The organism is Flavobacterium notoginsengisoli (genome assembly GCF_042686225.1).
GTDB classification, from domain to species: domain Bacteria; phylum Bacteroidota; class Bacteroidia; order Flavobacteriales; family Flavobacteriaceae; genus Flavobacterium; species Flavobacterium notoginsengisoli.
The window spans coordinates 169,538-187,987 of the sequence record NZ_JBHUOT010000013.1; the positions used below are offsets into that span (position 1 = coordinate 169,538).

Below are 18,450 nucleotides of genomic sequence, written 5' to 3' on the forward strand. Positions count from 1 at the left end.
GAATTTGGAATTTAAAAATATTGATGTTTAAAATTGAAGTTTATTTCAATGTTTTTGCGTTTTTCACACTTTGATCTGTTAAAGCAATTGCTAAAACTTCGCTCATTTCTTTTACATAATGAAAAGTAAGCCCTTCTAAATATTCCGCTTTAATTTCATCAATATCCCTTTTATTTTCGTGGCAAAGAATAATTTCTTTTATTCCGGCTCTTTTTGCAGCCAGGATTTTCTCTTTAATTCCGCCAACCGGCAAAACTTTTCCACGTAAAGTGATTTCTCCTGTCATAGCAAGGCTTTTCTTTACCTTCTTCTGAGTCAAAAGTGAAACTAAAGAAGTCAGCATTGCAATACCTGCACTTGGACCGTCTTTTGGAGTAGCTCCTTCCGGAACGTGTAAATGAATATTGTATTTTTGGAAAATTTCTGTACTCAAACCTAATTTCTTAGCATTTGCTTTAATATATTCTAAAGCAATAGTTGCTGACTCCTTCATTACGGTTCCCAGATTTCCTGTAATAGTCAAAGCTCCTTTACCTTCAGAAATCAACGATTCTATAAACAAAATATCACCGCCAACACTTGTCCAGGCTAAACCAGTTACAACACCGGCAACATCATTATTTTCATATTTATCACGCTCTAATCTCGGAACACCTAAAATAGCAACAATATCTTCGTCTGTAACTTTTTTATTATACTCCTCTTCCATTGCTACCGATTTCGCAGCATTTCTGATTACCTGAGCTATTTTGGTTTCTAAATTACGAACACCAGATTCTCTTGTATAACCTTCAACGATTTTTTCTAATTGTTTTTTACCAATAGTTAAATCTTTTGCGGTTAAACCGTGCGCTTCTAATTGTTTTGGAAAAAGATGTCTTTTAGCAATCTCCACTTTTTCTTCAATTGTATAACCTGACATTTTGATAACTTCCATTCTGTCGCGCAAAGCTGGCTGAATAGCTGCCATATTATTTGAAGTAGCAATAAACATTACTTTAGACAAGTCATATCCCATTTCAAGGAAATTATCATAAAAAGCACTATTTTGCTCTGGATCTAATACTTCCAGTAAAGCTGAAGACGGATCGCCGCTGTTTCCACTTGATAATTTATCGATCTCATCTAAGATAAATACCGGATTTGAGGTTCCTGCCTTTTTCAAGCTTTGGATAATTCTTCCCGGCATTGCTCCAATATAGGTTTTTCTGTGTCCACGAATTTCAGCTTCATCGCGTAAACCACCTAACGAAATACGTACATACTCACGTCCTAAAGCTTCAGCAACAGAACGTCCAATAGAAGTTTTACCAACTCCCGGAGGTCCTGTTAAGCAAATAATTGGCGATTTCATGTCATTTCTCAATTTTAAAACTGCTAAATGTTCAATCATTCTTTTCTTCACTTCTTCCAATCCGAAGTGATCTTTATCTAAAACTTTTTGTGCAAATTTTAAATCAAATTTGTCTTTTGAATATTCACCCCAAGGCAATTCTAAAAACAGTTCTAAATAGTTTCGTTGAATGCCAAAATCAGGTGACTGCGGATTCATTCTACGCATTTTTGACAATTCTTTCTCGAAATGTTTCTGCGTTTTTTCATCCCATTTTTTGGTTTTCGCTTTCAATCCCATTTCGTCCATTTCTTCTTCCTGCGAAACACCACCCAATTCTTCCTGAATGGTCTTCATTTGCTGATGAAGAAAATATTCACGTTGTTGCTGATCTAAATCGAAACGAACTTTTGACTGAATGTCATTCTTCAATTCTAATTTTTGAAGTTCAACATTCATATAACGCAACGTTTCTAAAGCACGCTCCTTTAAACCATTTATAGATAAAAGACCTTGTTTCTCTTTTACAGATAAATTCATGTTGGAAGAAACAAAATTGATCAAAAACGACTGGCTTTCAATGTTTTTAATTGCAAAAGTAGCTTCAGATGGAATATTTGGACTTTCTTTAATAATTTGAATAGCTAATTCTTTTACAGAATCTAAAATAGCTGTGAATTCAGAATCACTTTCATCAGGACGTTCTTCTGCTACTTCTTTAATAGTCGCTGTCATGTAAGGCTCTTCAGAAACTACTTCATCAATTTCAAAACGTTTTTTTCCTTGAAGTATAACTGTAACATTTCCATCAGGCATTTTTAACACGCGTAAAATACGGGCAACAGTTCCTATTTTATGAATATCATCTTTTGACGGATCTTCGTCTTCTTCATTAATTTGAGATACAACACCTATAATTTTTCCACCTGCATTGGCATCATTAATTAATTTAATTGATTTATCTCTTCCCGCAGAAATTGGAATAACAACTCCCGGAAATAAAACGGTATTGCGTAAAGGTAAAATTGGCAGAGAAACAGGAAGCTCTTCATTATTCATTTCCTCTTCGTCTTCCGGTGTTAATAAAGGAATTAATTCTGCTTCTGAATCAAATTCCTGAAGTGACAGATTGTCAATAGTGAGTATTTTATGATTTGACATGATAATATATAAGTCGTTTTGTCATTAAAAAATTTATGCTATCTGTAAAATAGGCATTGCATAACGAAGTTTTACTTGAAAACATAACATGTCATTCAATTACAAGATAGGCCATAAAATTAGACAATCATTATGCCAAATGCAAAATAAGTCAGTTCTAAAATTGGATTTAGTTTTTCATCAGATAAAAAATAAAATTAATTTTATCAAAAGTGTAACAAATAAAAAAAAGCAAAGTCCTTTATAAAAACCAAAAGCCATTACTTGAGTCAAAACAACCAAAATATCGAAGAATTAATTGCGCTTTGTAAAAACAACAATCAAAAAGCGCAGTTTGAAATTTATAATCGTTATTGCAAGGCGATGTATAATGTTGCTTATCGTATTGTAAAAGATGAACATTTTGCACAAGACGTTATGCAGGAAGGATTCTTAAAGGCTTTTACAAAAATTAATGACTATAAACAAGAAGTGGCTTTTGGAGCATGGTTAAAAAAAATAATCATCAATTATAGTATTGATTTTTACAGGAAAAACAATTCTTTTCAAGTGGAAGACTTAAGTAAACAACTTTATAAACTTGAAGAAAATGATGGAATTATTTCTGAAAATATTGACTTAAACAATCTTAAAGTAAAACAGGTACTGGATACTATTTTGCAATTAAAAGACAATTACAGAATGGTATTGACATTGTTTTATATCGAAGGTTATGACCAGGAAGAAATCTGTGAAGTTTTAAACATTTCCTACGCAAATTGCAGAACAACCCTGAGCAGAGCAAAAGATAGTTTAAGAAAAAGATTGGAAGAAATATAAAATGAATTGGAATTATGGAAAATGAAAAAGACAATTTAGAGAAATTATTCAGCAAATTTGAAAATCAATGGGATGTTCAGGATTTAAATCCGGATCATCAAACGGATTTTCTTCAAAAATTAAATAAAAAGGAAAAAACACCAAAGAAAAAATATTGGTTTGCAACAGCTGTTGCTGCTTCGATTGTTTTAATGATGGGTGTTTCAATCTTTTACAAAAATGAAAATCCAAAGGAATTCAAATTTGCTTCAAAAGAAACTAAACGTACCGATTCTATTTTCAATATTCTGATTGATAACGAACTTGTTAAATTAAAAGAAAAAAGCTCACCAGAAAACGAACAGATTATTAATGACGCATTACAACAAATGAAAACTTTTGATGCCGATTACCAAAAAATCATTAATGAACTACAGAAAAATGGTGAAAATAAACAGATTATTTACGCTATGATCAGTAATCTGCAAACCCGAATTTCTTTTTTGCAAACTGTTCTGAAACGAATTGAAGACAACGAAAAATTAAAAAACACATCAAATGAAGAAACACTATAACTTAATAATCTTATTTCTTTTGATTCCTTTTTTAGGATTTTCAAATGACGATACCTTTATTACCAAACAAAAAAACATTAAAAAAACCTATATCGTAAACTCAAACGCAGGAATTGATATAGACAATAAATACGGCAACATTTCTGTATCTACATGGGATGAAGATAAAATTGATTTGGATATAACAATCAAAGTCAATGGTCCGAATGAAAACTGGGTAAACGAACGTTTAAATAGTATTGACGTAAATATTACAGCTCTTAAAGGTTTGGTTTCAGCAGTAACCAATCTGGGAAATTCCACTCTAAAGAGCAAAGGAAGTAACAACAGCTTCGAAATCAATTATGTTATTAAAATTCCTAAAAACGGTTCCGTTAAACTAGTTAACAAATATGGTAATATCTCTACTCTAAATTTAGAAGGAAATTCAAATATAAGCTGTAAATACGGAAAAGTGACACTAGGAAAACTTAACGGATCCGGTAATCAAATAGAAATTGCTTATTGCCAAAACTCAACTATTGATTATGTAAGAGCCGGTTCTATCGATGCGCGTTATTCCGGTCTTAAAATTAACGAATCCGGAAATTTAAACTTAAACGCAAGTTATACCGACGTAAATCTTGGCGAGGGACAAAACATTAAATACGATTGTAATTACGGTAATTTTAAGTTTCAAAAAATTAACTCTCTAAATGGTTCCGGAAATTACTTAACGATTAATATCGGTGAGATTTCAAGCAACTTTAGTTTTGATACAAATTACAGCAAAATTAATATTGGAAGCGTAACAGAAAAAGCGGGAAATATAAATATTAATTCTGGTTACACCGATATTTCACTTGGCTATGCGGCTAATTATCCTTTTGATTTTGATATTTCTGCCAGATATTCAAATATTAAACATGACAATACATTAGATATTTCTCTTTCTGAAACCAAAAGTAATACTAAAAGAATAAGCGGTTTCTACAAGAAAAAAGGACAAAACAAAGTCAATATCAATTCTAATTACGGAAATATTTCGCTTATAAAAAATTAATCATCTAAAAATCAAAACAATGAAAAAGACAATCTTACTACTAACTGTCGTGGCACTTTTTGCAAATACAGTTGTTAATGCACAATGGTCTACTGACAAAAACAAAATAACAGGAAATGGAAAAGTTGTTACCGAAACCAGAACAACCGGAGATTACGACGGTATTAAAATAGCCGGTTTCTTTGATGTAGAGTTGGTCGCTGGAAAAGAGGGAAAAATCACAATTAAAGGAGAGGAAAATTTACTGCCTTTAATAAAAGTTGAAGTTGAAGGAAATGATTTGAAAATTTATGTAGAAAAAGGAAATCAAATTCGCAGCAGTTCAGGAAAGAAAATTGAAGTTACAGTTCCGTTTGAAAAAATTTCAGATTTAAGTTTAGCTGGATCGGGCGATATTAAATCTAAAGATGTTATTAAAAACGAAAGTCTTATCATCAAATTAGCCGGATCAGGAAATTTTACTCTGCCTGTTGATGCTAACAACTTAGACTTAAGTGTCAGCGGTTCCGGAAATATCAAGTTAAAAGGTACTGCTGATAAATTTACAACTAAACTTTCCGGTTCCGGAGATATTGATGCTTCTAATTTAAAATCTAAAATAGTTGAGGCAAATGTATCGGGTTCAGGAAATAGTAAAGTGACTTGTAATGAAAGTATAACAGCAAGAGTTGCTGGTTCAGGAAATATTAAATATATAGGAAATCCTGAGAAAAAAGATGTAAAAGTATCAGGATCAGGATCAATTACTAAAGGTTAATTAAAAAAAATATCACGAATTCCAAAATTATCATCAATCAATAATAATCTGCAATTCGTGATATTGATATCAAAAAGGCGTTTTAATTTAGTTTGAAACGTCTTTTTTATGTACTCTTCTTAAAAGGAATATTGACGTAATAAAGAAAATTGCCAAAATTACAATTGCAGCTCTTGGACTTCCGGTGATCTGGTCAATAATACCGTAAACACACATTCCGATTACGATTCCGATTTTTTCTGCGACATCATAAAAACTAAAAAAGGATGCGGTATCTTCTGTTTCCGGCAATAATTTTGAATAGGTTGAACGTGACAATGCCTGTATTCCTCCCATTACAAATCCGGCAACAGTTGCCATTACATAGAAATGCGTTGGTAAAGTAATAAAAAACGCAAGTGCACAAAACACTGCCCAGATAGCATTAATAAAAATTAAAGTTGGGACATTGCCAAATTTTTCAGAAGCTCTTGATGTTAAAACAGCTCCTACAACTGCCACTAACTGAATTATTAAGATACAAACAATCAAACCTATTGTACTTTGTTCTTTAGTTTCCCACTGAATTTCCTGTGCCCCAAAATAAGTTGCCACAAGCATCACGGTCTGAACCGCCATACTCGAAACAAAAAAACCTCCTAAATAGCGCTTTAATGGAATGTTTTCGTTTAACAAAGCCCAAACTTTTTTCAGTTCTTTAAAACCATTGAACACAACAGATTTTGTTAATTTTTGCCCAGTCTCTTTACTTCCTTTTGGTAAATAATAATAAGTATATTGGCTAAACAATATCCACCAAACACCTACCATTACAAAAGAATATCGCATAGCTTTCATTGCAGCTTCTCCTTCTGTCCCAGAGATTCCGAATAATTTTGGTTTCATAATCATCGCTAAATTGATGATTAACAAAATAACACTTCCTATGTAACCCAGAGAATATCCTTTAGCACTAATTCTATCCTGCTGATCTTCAAAAGCAATATCCGGCAGATAAGAATTATAAAAAACCAAACTTCCCCAATAACCAAGTAATCCTAAGAAATAAAATAGTAATCCGACATAAATATTATCTAAATCGAACCAATATAATCCCATACAGGACAAAGCTCCTACGTAACAGAAAAACTTCATGAATGATTTTTTGTTTCCAACATAATCTGCAATTCCAGATAATAAAGGAGAAATAAAAGAAACCACCATAAAAGCAAAAGCAGTAATAAAACTAATTAATGCCGAATTTTTAAGGTGCATTCCAAAAACATCAATGTAGTGATCACGATCCGAAAACAAAGCTTCGTAAAAAATGGGAAATACTGCTGAAGCAATTGTCAAAGTATAAACAGAATTGGCCCAATCATAAAATGCCCATGCATTTAAAAGCTTCTTATCTCCCTTTTGTAGGTTTTTCATAGAAATGGTTTTGTTAATAGGCTACGAATTTATCTAATTTTTATGATAATCAAATAGAAAATTTTTAATTCGTACATTATTAAATTATGAACTTCAATAAAAATAAAAAAGCTATTCAAAAATGAATAGCTTTTAGAAATTATATTTTTATAATAGGTCTTATTTGATAGTACCTACTTTAAGTGCAATTGCTTTAGCTTCCGGAATTAATGCTTTTATATTTGCAATTCTGGTAGCATCAGAAGGGTGCGTACTCATAAATTCAGGTGTTCCTGATGCGCCGGATTTTGCAGCCATTCTTCCCCAAAAAGAAACAGCATCTTCTGGATTATAACCTGCAATAGCCATTAAAGTCAAACCAATTTTATCGGCTTCACTTTCATTACTTCTGCTAAAAGGAAGCATTACTCCTACTTCAGTTCCCATTCCATAAGCCTGCGAAAATATTTCTCTTGTCTGAGCTGTTTTATTAGTCGTTGCAGCATCTAAAACTGCTCCACCTATTTGTTGTAATTGAGCTGCACTCATTCTCTGAGCACCATGATTGGCTAAAGCATGTGAAACCTCATGTCCCATAACTGTTGCCAAACCTGATTCATTTTGTGTTACTGGCAAAATACCGGAATAAACTACAATTTTTCCTCCCGGTAGGCACCAAGCATTGACCTCTTTATTATCAACTAATTTATATTCCCAGCGATAATCTTTTAAATACTGCGATTGTCCTAAATAGGCTAAATATTTTTCAGCTGCTAACTTAATTTTATATCCAACAGTTTCAACAAGTTTTGCGTCTGATGTTCCTGTTATTACTTTATTCTCAGACAAAAAAGTACTGTATTGTTGAAATGAAGTAGGAAACAATTCACTGTTTGAAACAAAATTCAAGTTTTGTTTTCCTGTTATTGGGTTGGTTGCACAGGATAAAACTAAACTGCTGAAAATCCCTAAAAACAAATATTTTTTCATAATTCGAGCTATTTTCGAACAAAAATACAATTATTAAAAATTACAATTTTATACAATAAGTCAAAAAATTATCAGAATTTTAACTACTCTCCTACAATATGAAGCTCATTAAACTCTTTATCAACGATTAAGAAATTATTTGATTCAAAACTAACATGATCAAATTCTATTTTTTCATTGTCAATCTCAATTTCTGTTACTTTAAATGGCAGCCCAATAAGGTTAATTTTATATTTGCTGTAAGGAGTATCATATTTTCCTTCTTTATGTAACTGAATGATTAATTCTTTTTCTTTTCCAATAGTTCTCAAAGATAAAAAGCTATAACGGCCTTTTTTGTAATCATATCCATCTTGTGCATCTTCATAAACTTGTGATTTCTCTTTACCATTTTTATAATATACATCAAGAGTCAATTCATCAAACTCTAATTCACCTACGTACTGTTGAACCGGATATTTTGGAATAATCGCCCCAGCTTTTATAAAAACAGGAATTTCATCAAATTTAGTATCAATCCAGATTTCTCTTCCACCAACAAACAACTCATTTGTCCAATAGTTATACCACTCACCTCTTGGCAGATACATACGTCTACCTACAGCATTAGGTTCAAGTATTGGGCATACTAAAATCTGGTTTCCAAAGATAAATTCGTCGTTACGATAATGCGTTTGCGTGTCATCCTGATCATAATAAACCAAAGGCTTTAACATTGGAACTCCCTCCTCAATATACTGCCAGAACATAGTGTATAAATAAGGTAATAATTGGTAACGAAGGCTAACAAATTTTCTGGTAATGTTAATCACTTCCTGATCAAATGACCAAGGCTCCTGATTTCCATGATCTCCTGAAGAATGCGTTCTGCAAAATGGATGAAAAACACCTAACTGAATCCAGCGGGCATATAATTCTCCTGAAGGTTGTTCTGCAAATCCACCAATATCAGAACCAGTAAACCCCATTCCGGAAATTGACATTCGCTGCACCTGAATATTCGCTATCCATAGATGCTCCCAGGTAGCCACGTTATCTCCTGTCCAGGAAGATGTATAACGTTGTGCGCCTGAATAAGCCGATCTTGTTATTACAAAAGGACGCTTTGGATAAGCAAATCGTTTTACACCATGATAAGTTGCCCTTGCCATTTGTGTGCCGTAAATATTATGTGCTTTTCTATGGCTGCAAGGATTTCCATCGTAGAAGTGACGAACGTCCATCGGAAATGTTTTATTTGGAACCTCCATCACAGCTGGTTCGTTCATATCATTCCAAACTCCTTTAACGCCTATTTCTGAGACTAATTCTTTAAATAAACCAGCCCACCATTCTCTAACTGCGGGATTTGTATAATCAGGAAAATTACATTCTCCTGGCCATACTTTACCTTTCATATAAGGCCCATCAGCTCTCTTACAAAAATAATCTTTCTCTAAAGCTTCTTTATAAACCCAATAATCTTTATCTATTTTAATTCCCGGATCTATAATAACTACTGTTTTAAAACCATCTTCAGCCAGTTCAGCAACCATTTTTTTAGGATCTGGAAAATAGTTTTTATTCCATGTAAAACATCGGAATCCTTCCATATAATCGATATCCAGATAAATGGCATCGCAAGGAATTTGCAATTCCCTAAATTTGGATGTGATTTCTTTTACTTTACTTTCGGGGTAATAACTCCATTTACATTGATGGTATCCCAAAACCCAAAGCGGCGGTAATTCTGGTTTTCCAGTCAAATCTGTATAAGTTGTCACCACATCCTGCATTTGAGGCCCATAAATGAAATAATAATTCATTTCACCACCTTCTGCCCAAAAACTGGTAATATTTCTTCTTTCCTGACAAAAGTCAAAGAAAGTTCTAAATGTATTATCAAAAAATATTCCGTAGGATTGTTTGTTGTGTAATCCAATATAAAAAGGAACTACTTTATATAAAGGTTCTTGATCTTTTTGATAAGCATATTGATCTGTAGCAAAGTTTTCAACTCTCTTTCCCTTTAGGTTCATCTGAGTTGCTTTATCTCCAAGACCATAATAACATTCTCCGTCTTTAGAGAATTTACTCATTTTTACAATATTCCCGCCATATTCATAACTTTCTTCCCAATGAAAACCAAGTTCATCTTCCAAAATAAGAAAATCGTTTAAATCATAAACCGCAAGACGAAGATCGGCTTTCTGAATTTTACATTTTACTTTACTGGTTCGTATTTCGAAATAAGTTTCCTCTTCTGTAACTTCTAAAAAATTATAACCGTGAAGCTGTGTTTTATCAATCGCATACGAAAAGTCATTACTAAAATAGCCTTTTGTAGTAAATCGAAATCTAATTAAGCTGTCTCTAAGAATAGTGACTTTTAAGATTACTTTGTTATCCGTATTGAAAAAAACCGAATCGCCTTCATGTTCATAAGAAACGATTTTCGATGGATATAAATCGCCTTTGTATTCTAATGATGTGTTTGTAATCATACCGCCAATGAATTAATTATAACAATAATCTCTATTTCAAACATACAAAAAAAGTTAGTAAAGGGCTATGAATAAAAGGTTTATTCACGAAAACGTTTTTTCTGATTAAGAATTGAATTAGAGGTCAAAAAATCGAAAAATCAATAATTTTAGAACGATAAAATGATAAAAAAGTACTTCTAAAATTATTTGTCAGATTTTATTTAAACGAAAGAATAGACGGTTACGCTTAAAGGGGGTAAAATTAATTCAATCGAAAATGCTCTTCCATCATAAGGTTTTGAATCCACTTTTAATAATTTTCCATTTTCAATTCCGCTACCTCCGTAAATCAAAGCATCACTATTAAAAATCTCTTTCAATTGACCTTTATTTGGAATTCCTATTCTATAATTTTCTCTTACAACCTGTGTAAAATTACAAATCACTACAACATTTTCATCTGCATTATTTCCTTTTCTAATATAAGATAAAACCGCATTCTGATGATCGGAATAATTTATCCACTCAAAACCTTCTCCTGAAAATTGTTTTTCATACAGAGCAGGATATGTTTTATAAAGCTGGTTTAAGTCTGTTATTAATCTCTTTATACCTGAATGGAAATCATATTGCAGCAAATGCCAGTCTAGGCTCTGTTCAAAATTCCATTCCTGAGTTTGTCCAAATTCCGCTCCCATAAACAATAACTTGGTTCCTGGATGTGTGAACATATAACCGTATAATAATCTCAAATTAGCAAAGCGTTGCCATTCATCACCAGGCATTTTATAAATAAGAGATTGTTTACCATACACTACTTCGTCATGAGAAAATGGAAGCATAAAATTTTCAGTAAATGCATATGTCATCGAAAATGTCAAATCGTTCTGATGATATTTTCTATAAACAGTTTCTTTTTGAAAGTACTTTAAAGTATCGTGCATCCATCCCATCATCCACTTCATTCCAAAACCTAAACCTCCAGTAAAAGTAGGTCTGGAAACCATTGGAAAAGAAGTACTTTCTTCAGCAATAGTTTGGACTCCATCAAAATTAGCATAGATTACTTCATTAAATTCTTTAAGAAAACTTATGCTGTCTAAATTTTCTCTTCCGCCATAAATATTAGCTTCCCATTCGCCATCTTTTCTGGAATAATCAAGATACAACATCGAAGCAACAGCATCAACTCGTAATCCGTCAACATGATAATTCTGAAGCCAGAAAACAGCATTACTAATTAAGAAAGCACGAACTTCATTTCTTCCGTAATTAAAAACTAAGCTTTTCCAATCCGGATGATATCCTTTTCTTCTGTCTGGATGTTCATATAAATGAGAGCCATCAAAATAGCCTAAACCATGAGCATCATCTGGAAAATGTGATGGAACCCAATCCAAAATCACTCCAATTCCTTCTTGGTGCAATCTATCCACCAAAACCATAAAATCCTGTGGTTTTCCAAAACGTGAAGTCGGCGCAAAATACCCTGTTAATTGATAACCCCAAGAAGGATCATAAGGATATTCCATAATTGGCATAAATTCTACATGCGTAAAACCCGTTTCTTTAACGTATCTAACCAAATCATCTGCTAATTCGAGATAACTCAAAAATCGATTATGTTCTGCTCGTTTCCAAGAACCTAGATGCACTTCGTAAACAGAATATGGTCTATCTAATGCATTTTTCTCTTTACGATGCTGCATCCAGTTTTCATCTTTCCATTTATAATCCAAATCCCAGACTACAGAAGCTGTATGCGGTGGTTTTTCGCAATACAGAGCAAACGGATCAGCTTTCTCTGTTACGACGCCATCAATATTCGATTGAATTTTATATTTATAAAGAGCACCTTTGGAAATCTCAGGAATAAAACCTTCCCAAATTCCAGAAGAGTCCCAGCGAACATTTAAATTATACTCTCCTTGTGTCCAATAATTAAAATCACCAACAACCGAAACTGACTGAGCAGTTGGAGCCCAGACCGCAAAATAAACGCCTTTTACTCCATTAACTTCAATTAAATGTGCTCCTAATTTTTCATATAATTTGAAGTGTTTTCCAGCTTTGAATAAATCTATATCAAAATCGGTAAATAAAGAATGTGCGATTACTTTTGTCATGTTTGTTTGTTAAGGCAAAAATTGATATTGATATTGATATTGAAAACTATTCTATTCTAAAATTATCTGATAATGTAACTCCTTTTTTAATCACAACAATTCCGTCTTTTATACTGTATAATTCGTTAGTAAAATTATCCAAATGCTTTCCACCGCTAATGTGAACATTGTTTCCAATACGCACATTTTTATCTATTAAAGCATTTTGAATAAAACAATTTTCCCCAATACCAACATGAATTTTACTGATGCTGCTTTCATGATTCAATTCGTCAAGATCCTGATAAAAATCATTTCCCATAACGTAACAGTTTTCCAAAACAGTTCCTTCGCCAATTCTAGAACGAATACCAATTACAGAACTTTTAATTTCTTTGGCATTTATGATGCATCCTTCCGAAATCAAAGATTGATTAATAATTGAGTTTCTAAATTTAGAAGGCGGTAATAATCTTGGTCTTGTAAAAATTTTATTCTCGTTATCAAATAAATTAAATTCTGGGATATCTGCTGTTAGACCAATATTTGCTTCGAAGAACGATTCAATGTTTCCAATATCTGTCCAATAACCTTCATATTGATAACTTAATATTTTATGCTTTCCAACGGCTTGCGGAATAATTTCTTTTCCAAAATCTTTCGTTTCCTGATTAGACATTAACTCCTCTAACAATGGTTTATTAAAAATATAAATCCCCATTGAAGCCAAGTATTTTTTCCCTTTTTCTTGCATTTGTTCACTTACTTCTGATTCCCATTCAGGCAATAAAGAAACGTGTGGCTTTTCGATAAAAGCATGAATATTATTTTCGTGATCAGTTTTAAGAATTCCAAATTCAGGCGCATCTTTAGCATTTACAGGTAAAGTTGCAATAGAGATTTCTGCATCAGCAGCAATATGAGCTTCCAGCATTTCGTTAAAATCCATTTGATACAACTGGTCACCTGAAAGAATCAATGCGTGATCAAAATCATGTTTTAAAAAGTGTGACATACATTGCCTAACTGCATCAGCGGTTCCCTGAAACCAAGTTGGATTATCAGGTGTTTGTTCTGCAGCCAGAATATCAACAAACGACTGGCTGAAAATACTAAAATTGAAAGTGTTTTTGATATGAGCATTTAAAGACGCAGAGTTAAACTGTGTCAAAACAAATATTTTAAAAATATCCGAATTGATACAATTGGAAATTGGAATATCAACTAAACGATATTTTCCTCCAATTGGAACAGCTGGTTTTGATCTCGTTTCGGTTAATGGGAATAAACGCGATCCCTGTCCTCCTCCTAAAATAATAGCAACTACATTTTTCTTTTTAAATTTCATTTTTCTCAATTATTAGGTTGTATATTTCGATATAATCCTGGCACACTCTTTCCCAGGAATGATCTGCTGCCATTCCTCTCTGTATTATTTTATTGAAATGTATTTTATCAGCGTACAATTGAACAGCACGATTAATAGAATAAATTATATCGCCAACAGAAGCCTGATCATGGCAAATTCCATTTCCATTGTCACCAAAATCAATTACAGTATCTCGTAAACCTCCGGTTCTCCTGACAATTGGAATTGTTCCGTAACGCATGGCATACATTTGATTTAAGCCGCATGGCTCTACTCTTGAAGGCATTAAAATATAATCTGAACCAGCATAAATTAAATGGGCCAATTCTTCATTGTAACCTATAAAAACATTATAATTTCCTTTATAATCATTTCGCAGCTGTGTAAGTTGTAATTCTATTTCAGAATTTCCTGAACCTAAAATCAGGATATTAATCTCTTCAAAATGCTCTGACAGAGCTAAAGCCGAAGCTTGTGGTAATAAGTCTCCTCCCTTCTCTTCAAATAAACGCCCAATAAAACTAAAAAGCGGTTTTGAAGGATCGAGTTCAAATTGTTCACATAACTTTTCTTTATTTTTCTTCTTTCCTGATTCAAAATCTTCTGTCGAATAATTTTCAGCAATCATTAAATCTTTCAAAGGATTCCAGACTTCAAAATCAATTCCGTTTAAAATACCTTTTGATTTACTTCGAACTGACTGAAACAGACTTTCTAATCCATTTGCAGCATAGTTAATTTCGTTCAAATAACTCGGAGAAACAGTTGTAACAGCATTCGCACATTTAATCCCGACTGCTAACGAGTTGACACAATTATTCCATTCTAATAGTCCAATATGTTTTAAATCAAAATCTGGGAGATAATACAATTTATCAAATCCAAACCAGCCTTGGTACAACCCATTATGAATGGTTATGACCGTTTTTACATCTTTAAGAATTTCATATTTATAAGCTACTTGTAGTAAAAATGGAACTAATCCTGTATGATGATCATGACAATTAATAATATCAGGAATCTTATTACGAGCTATAATCCAGTCTAAAGTTGCAATTTGAAAAGATAAAAAACGCTCAATGTCATCTTCATATCCATAAACATTTGGGCGATTAAATAAATCATTAATTTCTATGAGATATAATTCATAACCTAATTTATCTGTAGTCTCTTTAAGCACACTAAAAGGAAAATCAAAATTTCCAAGTTTCACTGTTCCCCAATGAACACATTCAAAATCATTTTCTTTTCTAAACTTTGTATCATAACAAGGAACAACAACTCTAACCTTATGCCCTGCATTAGTTTGATACTTAGGTAATGCGCCCACAACATCAGCCAAACCGCCAACTTTTGCCATTGGATAACATTCTGCACTTATATGAAATATCTCCATTTCAGAAATTAATTTGTGATTATTTTTTAAGAAACAATCATTAATATGCTACTTTTATCTTTTTTTAAATTTAGCAAAAAAACAAGCATAGTACTGCTTTCCAACAAGTTTTATTGAAATGGCAAAAAAGGCAATTAATCCTATTAAATCATTAAAAATTCCACAGATAATTATAGTATCTGCCAAAGTTTGTGCATTTGTATCGAAAAACCTCGCTACCAAATTTGCGGCAAAAATATTTACAACACCAATAAAACATAAAGTTCCCAAACGAGAATTTGAGATGGATCACAAAAGTTCCCAGCAAATTTTACAGGTTAAAGCAATCAATAAAAACATAAGAATATATCACTATGGTCAGAGTGAACACAAAGTATTATTAGTTCATGGTTGGTCCGGACGAGGAACTCAACTGTTCAAAATTGCTGATGAGTTATTGCAAAATGGCTATTCTACTATCAGCTTTGATGCTCCGGCACACGGAAAATCAGATGGGAAGACAACTATAATGTCTGAATTTATAGCTTCTATACTTGAAATTGAAAAACAATTTGGACCGTTTGAAATTGCAATCGGACATTCACTTGGCGGAATGTCTGTTTTAAATGCTATAAAAGATGGTCTAAAAGTAAATAAAGCAGTTGTAATTGGTAGTGGTGATATTGTACAGGATATTTTAGATGAATTTATCTCAAAATTAAAGCTTGAAAATGAGTTTAGTGAACGTTTGAGGATATTCTTCGAAGATAAGTATCAATTAAAGATGGATGATTTTTCAGCATACAAAGCAGCACAAAAAATTAAAATTCCTGTCTTGGTAATACACGATAATGATGATCCTGAAGTTCTTGTAAAGGCTGGAATTCACATTCATCAAAACCTTGAAAATGGTTCATTATTTTTAACAGACGGATTAGGGCATCGAAAAATACTTGGAAATCAAAATGTTATAAAAAAAACATTAGAGTTCATTAAAACGAAGTAACTTTACATGTAACTATCTAGATATCAATACAAAATAAAATTAAGATGGATTTATTTGGTGAAGCAGAAAATTGGGAAACTAAATTAAACCCAATTTTAAAAAAATACAAAGAAAGAAAACATCCTTTAGACTATCAAAATACTTATCAACTTTTGGTTATGGTAGTTTTATCTGCTCAAGACTCTGATGCTAATATTAATTCTATTTCTCCTGTTTTATTTGAAAAGTACCCAACACTAAAAAATTTGTCAAAAACTGACTTCGAATCTTTCTTACCATATATAAGTAAAGTACGTAATCATACAACTAAAGCGCAATGGCTTTTAGAAATTGCTAAAACAATTCAAAATGATAAAGATATTCCTTTAACAATGACTAGATTGACCTCCTTAAAAGGAATTGGAAGAAAATCAGCTAATGTTATTTTAAGAGAAACTGGTAAACCTGCAGAAGGAATTATTGCTGATTTACATGTAATTCGTGTCGCACCAAGAATTGGAATTATAAAAGAGTCAAAAGATGGAAATAAAGTTGAAAAAGATCTAATGTCAGTATTACCAAAAAATATCTGGTCTGAAATTGGGATGGCAATTTCATTTTTAGGAAGAGAAACCTGCAGACCAAAACCAAAATGCGAAGAATGTCTTTTAACTGATATCTGTAATTATTACAATACAGAATTTCCCAAGAATTGAATTACTTTTTTCTTGTATCAATCAAATAAATAATTTTCCAGGAATCCTTATCTTTAAACAGAGTGAATGCATTTACGCCTGAGTGACTTTGCTTATCATTAATATAAAACTGATATGGAGCCCATACATGAGCCATTCTACCATCAATCTGAATATTACAACTCAATATTTTCTCCTGAAATTTCATTTTTACAGGAATTGATGCAATAGCTTTATAAAATTCTTCCGGACTTTCATTAGTTAATTTATTTCCTGTAACAGAATTCTCACTAATGGACTGTAAAACCATTTTATCGGCACAAACAGTTTTCATTTTTATTGAATCTCTCTGGTGGAATCCTTCAAAGAAAATCTCTATAGATTTTTGAACTTCTTGCTTTTGCGCTTTACTTGCTAATCCTAAGAATAAGAAAAAAAGAATACAGTACGCCCTCATAATAAATCAGTTAAAATCAAACTCCAAATTGTAAAAGATGATGATCTAAATGTTTAGCAAACATATTATTCCATTCTTTTGAAGTTAGTTTTCCAAAAGAAAGGGATTCTTTGCCCTCAAATTCATTTTCTCCTAATTCTTGTGTTTTTATGATATAAGAAATCAGCCTATTCTTTTCCAGTTCAAAATTACAATCTCCTTTAATAATAAATTGTGGTGCCGTACTAAGGTTTCTTGGATAAGGCTTTTCGCCTACTATTTTATTTTTAGCTAAAAATTTCAATAAAAGTTTAATTAAAAAATTTGGCTTAGGATGGATATTATCATAGACCATTTCATATGTTACATTACAATGAGCCAGCATTTGATCAACAGACATTTTACCCCAAAGAGGTTGAGAATCCAAATTTAATTGATCGATACGATTTATAAAAACGTCACAATCTTCTTTTGAGAATATATTTTGCATAAAATTAATTTTGGTAAATAATAGCAGAAGTAAAAATATAAAATTTATCTAAGTTTTACCATTAGTATTTTTCTAATTCTAAAACTATAATCCAAAAAAAAACTTCAATTAGCTTTGCTAATTGAAGTTTTAGTACTCAGAGCGGGACTTGAACCCGCACGAACATTGCTGTTCACTGGATTTTAAGTCCAGCGTGTCTACCAATTTCACCATCCGAGCATTATGTGGTACCTCCAGGGATCGAACCAGGGACACATGGATTTTCAGTCCATTGCTCTACCATCTGAGCTAAGGTACCATTTTTACTTATAATAAAATAAGCAAAAGTTAGAATAAAAAACCCTGTTCTATTTGGACAGGGTTTTCAAAAGAAAGGCGACGACATACTCTCCCACAAAACTGCAGTACCATCTGCGCAGGCGGGCTTAACTTCTCTGTTCGGGATGGGAAGAGGTGAGCCCCGCCGCAATAACCACCTTAAG

General features: G+C 32.4%; 15 protein-coding genes, 2 tRNA genes and 1 rRNA gene. 6 read left to right on the top strand and 12 right to left on the bottom strand.

The genetic code is table 11. The annotated features are described in order from the left end of the window. Positions 1–40: 40 nt before the first annotated feature. Positions 41–2,494, bottom strand: coding sequence for an endopeptidase La (gene lon / locus ACFS3A_RS23870; RefSeq protein WP_379828071.1), 2,454 nt, complete (start codon positions 2,492–2,494; stop codon positions 41–43). A gap of 264 nt (positions 2,495–2,758) precedes the next feature. On the opposite strand from lon, the gene ACFS3A_RS23875 reads away from it, so the two are divergent. Genes ACFS3A_RS23875 through ACFS3A_RS23890 form a run of 4 tightly spaced genes read left to right on the top strand, consistent with a single transcriptional unit; the run spans position 2,759 to position 5,666 of the window. Further along, positions 2,759–3,313 carry an RNA polymerase sigma factor gene (locus ACFS3A_RS23875; RefSeq protein WP_379828072.1) on the top strand — a complete coding sequence of 185 codons (555 nt, stop codon included), beginning with the start codon at positions 2,759–2,761 and terminating at the stop codon, positions 3,311–3,313. Positions 3,314–3,327: 14 nt separating this feature from the next. After that, positions 3,328–3,867, top strand: a complete 540-nt coding sequence (locus tag ACFS3A_RS23880; protein ID WP_379828073.1) for an anti-sigma factor — start codon at positions 3,328–3,330, stop codon at positions 3,865–3,867. Then, positions 3,851–4,909 (top strand): hypothetical protein, encoded by a 1,059-nt coding sequence (locus ACFS3A_RS23885; RefSeq protein ID WP_379828074.1) that lies wholly within the window; start codon positions 3,851–3,853, stop codon positions 4,907–4,909. Before ACFS3A_RS23880 ends, ACFS3A_RS23885 begins: the two co-directional genes overlap by 17 nt. A gap of 19 nt (positions 4,910–4,928) precedes the next feature. Next, complete coding sequence (locus ACFS3A_RS23890; RefSeq protein WP_379828075.1) at positions 4,929–5,666, top strand: head GIN domain-containing protein; 738 nt, start codon at positions 4,929–4,931, stop codon at positions 5,664–5,666. An 87-nt stretch (positions 5,667–5,753) separates the two neighbouring features. Here ACFS3A_RS23890 and ACFS3A_RS23895 read toward each other — a convergent pair whose 3' ends face one another. The 6 genes from ACFS3A_RS23895 to ACFS3A_RS23920 form a co-directional block, all read right to left on the bottom strand. Then, positions 5,754–7,079: an MFS transporter gene (locus ACFS3A_RS23895; protein ID WP_379828076.1), complete on the bottom strand. Its 1,326-nt coding sequence runs from the start codon at positions 7,077–7,079 to the stop codon at positions 5,754–5,756. A gap of 159 nt (positions 7,080–7,238) precedes the next feature. Continuing rightward, positions 7,239–8,048, bottom strand: coding sequence for a M48 family metallopeptidase (locus tag ACFS3A_RS23900; RefSeq protein ID WP_379828077.1), 810 nt, complete (start codon positions 8,046–8,048; stop codon positions 7,239–7,241). A gap of 83 nt (positions 8,049–8,131) precedes the next feature. After that, positions 8,132–10,531 (bottom strand): glycoside hydrolase family 31 protein, encoded by a 2,400-nt coding sequence (locus ACFS3A_RS23905; protein ID WP_379828078.1) that lies wholly within the window; start codon positions 10,529–10,531, stop codon positions 8,132–8,134. 203 nt (positions 10,532–10,734) lie between these two features. Then, positions 10,735–12,639: a 1,4-alpha-glucan branching protein GlgB gene (gene glgB, locus ACFS3A_RS23910; protein WP_379828079.1), complete on the bottom strand. Its 1,905-nt coding sequence runs from the start codon at positions 12,637–12,639 to the stop codon at positions 10,735–10,737. 46 nt (positions 12,640–12,685) lie between these two features. Beyond that, positions 12,686–13,966, bottom strand: a complete 1,281-nt coding sequence (locus tag ACFS3A_RS23915) for a glucose-1-phosphate adenylyltransferase (RefSeq protein ID WP_379828080.1) — start codon at positions 13,964–13,966, stop codon at positions 12,686–12,688. Continuing rightward, positions 13,956–15,383: a glycogen synthase gene (locus ACFS3A_RS23920; RefSeq protein WP_379828081.1), complete on the bottom strand. Its 1,428-nt coding sequence runs from the start codon at positions 15,381–15,383 to the stop codon at positions 13,956–13,958. Before ACFS3A_RS23920 ends, ACFS3A_RS23915 begins: the two co-directional genes overlap by 11 nt. Before the next feature lie 118 nt (positions 15,384–15,501). Between ACFS3A_RS23920 and ACFS3A_RS23925 the strand changes: the two genes are divergently transcribed. Together ACFS3A_RS23925 and ACFS3A_RS23930 are read left to right on the top strand one after the other, a co-directional pair. Further along, entirely contained in the window at positions 15,502–16,368 is an 867-nt protein-coding gene (locus ACFS3A_RS23925; protein WP_379828082.1) for an alpha/beta fold hydrolase, read from the top strand. A 44-nt stretch (positions 16,369–16,412) separates the two neighbouring features. Beyond that, complete coding sequence (locus tag ACFS3A_RS23930) at positions 16,413–17,063, top strand: endonuclease III domain-containing protein (RefSeq protein WP_379828083.1); 651 nt, start codon at positions 16,413–16,415, stop codon at positions 17,061–17,063. Between the two features lies 1 nt (position 17,064). On the opposite strand, the gene ACFS3A_RS23935 is transcribed toward ACFS3A_RS23930, so the two are convergent. From ACFS3A_RS23935 to rrf, 5 genes are all read right to left on the bottom strand, one after another. Further along, on the bottom strand, positions 17,065–17,499 hold the full coding sequence (locus ACFS3A_RS23935) for a nuclear transport factor 2 family protein (protein WP_379828084.1): 435 nt from the start codon (positions 17,497–17,499) through the stop codon (positions 17,065–17,067). 16 nt (positions 17,500–17,515) lie between these two features. Continuing rightward, a complete protein-coding gene (locus tag ACFS3A_RS23940; RefSeq protein ID WP_379828085.1) occupies positions 17,516–17,968 on the bottom strand; it encodes a DUF1569 domain-containing protein in 453 nt (150 codons plus the stop codon). 133 nt (positions 17,969–18,101) lie between these two features. Further along, a tRNA-Leu gene (locus tag ACFS3A_RS23945) sits at positions 18,102–18,187 on the bottom strand. Between the two features lie 6 nt (positions 18,188–18,193). Beyond that, positions 18,194–18,266: transfer RNA gene (locus tag ACFS3A_RS23950), tRNA-Phe, on the bottom strand. Positions 18,267–18,338: 72 nt separating this feature from the next. Continuing rightward, a 5S ribosomal RNA gene (rrf, locus tag ACFS3A_RS23955) occupies positions 18,339–18,448 on the bottom strand. Between the last annotated feature and the right edge of the window lie 2 nt (positions 18,449–18,450).

Bases quoted from the DNA above. Each gene is read 5' to 3' on its own strand.
- lon (WP_379828071.1), bottom strand. From the start codon at position 2,494: ATGTCAAATCATAAAATACTCACTATTGACAATCTGTCACTTCAGGAA.
- ACFS3A_RS23880 (WP_379828073.1), top strand. From the start codon at position 3,328: ATGGAAAATGAAAAAGACAATTTAGAGAAATTATTCAGCAAATTTGAA.
- ACFS3A_RS23885 (WP_379828074.1), top strand. From the start codon at position 3,851: ATGAAGAAACACTATAACTTAATAATCTTATTTCTTTTGATTCCTTTT.
- ACFS3A_RS23890 (WP_379828075.1), top strand. From the start codon at position 4,929: ATGAAAAAGACAATCTTACTACTAACTGTCGTGGCACTTTTTGCAAAT.
- ACFS3A_RS23895 (WP_379828076.1), bottom strand. From the start codon at position 7,079: ATGAAAAACCTACAAAAGGGAGATAAGAAGCTTTTAAATGCATGGGCA.
- ACFS3A_RS23900 (WP_379828077.1), bottom strand. From the start codon at position 8,048: ATGAAAAAATATTTGTTTTTAGGGATTTTCAGCAGTTTAGTTTTATCC.
- ACFS3A_RS23905 (WP_379828078.1), bottom strand. From the start codon at position 10,531: ATGATTACAAACACATCATTAGAATACAAAGGCGATTTATATCCATCG.
- glgB (WP_379828079.1), bottom strand. From the start codon at position 12,639: ATGACAAAAGTAATCGCACATTCTTTATTTACCGATTTTGATATAGAT.
- ACFS3A_RS23915 (WP_379828080.1), bottom strand. From the start codon at position 13,966: ATGAAATTTAAAAAGAAAAATGTAGTTGCTATTATTTTAGGAGGAGGA.
- ACFS3A_RS23920 (WP_379828081.1), bottom strand. From the start codon at position 15,383: ATGGAGATATTTCATATAAGTGCAGAATGTTATCCAATGGCAAAAGTT.
- ACFS3A_RS23925 (WP_379828082.1), top strand. From the start codon at position 15,502: ATGGCAAAAAAGGCAATTAATCCTATTAAATCATTAAAAATTCCACAG.
- ACFS3A_RS23930 (WP_379828083.1), top strand. From the start codon at position 16,413: ATGGATTTATTTGGTGAAGCAGAAAATTGGGAAACTAAATTAAACCCA.
- ACFS3A_RS23935 (WP_379828084.1), bottom strand. From the start codon at position 17,499: ATGAGGGCGTACTGTATTCTTTTTTTCTTATTCTTAGGATTAGCAAGT.
- ACFS3A_RS23940 (WP_379828085.1), bottom strand. From the start codon at position 17,968: ATGCAAAATATATTCTCAAAAGAAGATTGTGACGTTTTTATAAATCGT.